The following is a 2,476-nucleotide window of genomic DNA, read 5'->3' as shown; positions in this document are numbered from 1 at the left end:
CAGCCCTAGAGATTCAGAAAACCCAATTATTTCAACTACGAGATTTTGCCTGTTTGAGCGGAAGGGCCATGAGAGGGCGAAAATCGGCCCTCACCGTCGACTTTTTCAACAGCCTGCTAGCCGGCCTTCTCGACCTGGCTGTATTCCAGCTCGACCGGGGTGGCGCGGCCGAAGATGGAGACGGTGACGCGCAGGCGGGTGCGTTCCTCGTCGACCTGTTCCACCGAGCCGTTGAAGCTGGCGAACGGGCCGTCGATGACCTTCACGGTCTCGCCGATCTCGAACGAGATGGTCGGCTTCGGCCGCTCCACGCCCTCTTCGATGGCCCCGATGATGCGCGACACTTCCTTCTCGGAGACTGGAATCGGCTTCGACCCCGAGCCCAGGAAACCCGTCACCTTCGGGGTGTTTTTGATCAGGTGATAGGCCTCGTCCGTCAGCTCCATCTTCACCAGCACATAGCCGGGGAAGAACTTGCGCTCGGAATTGACCTTCCGGCCGCGCCGGATCTCGACCACGTCCTCGGTGGGCACCAGGATCTCGGAGAACTCCTCCTCCAGGCCCTGGTTCTTGGCCTGCTCGCGGATGCTGTCGGCGACCTTCTTCTCGAAGTTCGAGTAGGCGTGGACGATGTACCACTTGTGGCGCGGATTGCCCTTGGGCGGGGCGGTGGCTGCTTCAGACATGATGGCTTACCCGCCGGTCGCGATTTTGAGGAGGAAGGTGATCGCGAAGTTGCAGATCGTGTTCACCCCCCAGAAGAACAGCGCCGCCAGCACCACCATGATCGCGACCATCACCGAGGTGATCCAGGTCTCGCTGCGGCTGGTCCAGGTGATCTTGCGGGCCTCGGCGCGGACCTCGCGGAAGAACTTCGGCGTATTGGCGAGCGCCTGGATCAGGCCGCCGCCCGACTTGGCGGGCGCCGCGGCGACGGCCGAAGGCGTGGCCATGACCGTCGCGGTCCTGGCGGCGCGATCGCGGATCGCTTGCGGGCGTTTTCCCGGTTTCCTGGCCATGCGGCGCTTCAAACTCTCATCTGGAGCGGCGGACAGCCCGCGCTCCTCGTCTCATATAGGTTGGTAGTCATATAGGGTGGCAGGAGTGGAGGGACTCGAACCCACGACTTTCGGTTTTGGAGACCGACGCTCTACCAGCTGAGCTACACTCCTAGATCACCCTTGTCCGGCCCCGCTTCGATCCGCTTTTCCACGCCGGGGGGTGAGCACCCGTCGTCCGCGCAGGGCGGTTAGAAAAGAAGACTCCACGATGTCGGATAGGACGCAGGCGTATGACGCAAGCGGCCTGCGTTTTCAAGCCTCTTGGCGCTCAGCTGGGGGACCGAACGGCCGCCGGAGGTCAGACAGAGGGCGCGCCGACGCGGCGACCTCAGAGGGCCGGATCCGTCCTAGATCGGCCGCTTGGCCACCTGCACCGAGCCGCCGCCCGAGATCGACTTGCGGATCGAGCCGGTGACCTCCTGCACGCGCACCGAACCCAGGCCGGAGATCGAGGCGTCAAGGTCGCTGGCCACGCCGCCGAACGCGACCGAGCCCATGCCGGAGACTGAGGCGTGCACCAGGCTGGCCCGACCGCCATCCACGTCCACCTTGCCGACGCCGGAGACCTGGGCGTCCATCGCGCCGTCCAGCTGGTCGACGCGGACGTCGCCCACCCCGGAGAGCCGCGCCTCCAGGCCCTGGCGAACGTGGGTGGCATGGATGTTGGCCGCGCCCGACAGCCGCACGTCCAGGCGGCTCGACGCGCCCATCCGGACCGAGCCGGCGCCGGACTCCTGCAAGGTCACGTCGCCGGCCACATCGGCGATGGTCCAGGCGCTGCAGCCGGAATTGTGCAGGTCGAGGCTGCCGGCGCGGCCGATGGCCCCCTGCACCGCGCCGTTGGTGACGATCGCCACGGCCCTGGGCGTGTGAATCACCACCTGGGGCATCTCGCTCCAGCGGACGTCGCCGACCCCGCGGATGCCGATGCGGCCGTCCTGGCCCATCCCGTGGCAGCCGCGGATCCGATGGTAGAGGTCGCCGTCGATGACGGTGCGATCGCCCTCGGTGCGGACGGTGAGCGGCAGCCTGGCGTTGGGCGCGACGATCTCGACCTTCACGTCATTGCGGTCCTCGGGGACCACGGTGACCCTCGCGGCGGCGTCGCGGATCTCGACGCTGGCGGCCTGCGCGGCCCCCGCGGTGAACGCGGCGGCCGCCACGAGCAGAGCGATTTGCAGGCGCATGATGTGTCTCCCCAGTTCGCGGGGAAGCTAGTCGCCGGTCGGTGGCGACACAGCTTAATTCGCGGTCATGACGGGTTTGTCATGGTTCGGGGACGCGATGCGCCGTTTCCCTCCCCTTCATGGGGAGGGACAGACTGCGAAGCAGTCCGGGTGGGGAATACGGGTCCACGCTCTGCGCTTGAACGTGGGCTCCCCACCCTGCTTGCCTGCGGCAAGCGGTCCCTCCCC

The 2,476-nt window shown here is 66.6% G+C and carries 3 protein-coding genes and 1 tRNA gene; all 4 read right to left on the bottom strand.

Translation table 11 applies throughout. From position 1 onward, the window contains the following. Positions 1 to 116 precede the first annotated feature (116 nt). Positions 117 to 686, bottom strand: coding sequence for a transcription termination/antitermination protein NusG (gene nusG, locus Q0R13_RS08415; RefSeq protein ID WP_293902335.1), 570 nt, complete (start codon positions 684 to 686; stop codon positions 117 to 119). A 6-nt stretch (positions 687 to 692) separates the two neighbouring features. Next, the gene (gene secE, locus Q0R13_RS08410) at positions 693 to 1,019 is read right to left on the bottom strand and encodes a preprotein translocase subunit SecE (protein ID WP_293902333.1); all 327 of its coding nucleotides are present in this window, start codon (positions 1,017 to 1,019) and stop codon (positions 693 to 695) included. A gap of 77 nt (positions 1,020 to 1,096) precedes the next feature. Further along, positions 1,097 to 1,172 (bottom strand) — tRNA-Trp (locus Q0R13_RS08405). A gap of 236 nt (positions 1,173 to 1,408) precedes the next feature. Beyond that, complete coding sequence (locus Q0R13_RS08400) at positions 1,409 to 2,248, bottom strand: DUF2807 domain-containing protein (RefSeq protein ID WP_293902331.1); 840 nt, start codon at positions 2,246 to 2,248, stop codon at positions 1,409 to 1,411. Positions 2,249 to 2,476 lie beyond the last annotated feature (228 nt).

The organism is Phenylobacterium sp., from assembly GCF_025351295.1.
GTDB lineage: Bacteria > Pseudomonadota > Alphaproteobacteria > Caulobacterales > Caulobacteraceae > Phenylobacterium.
This window is presented reverse-complemented; position numbering and strand designations above follow the sequence as displayed.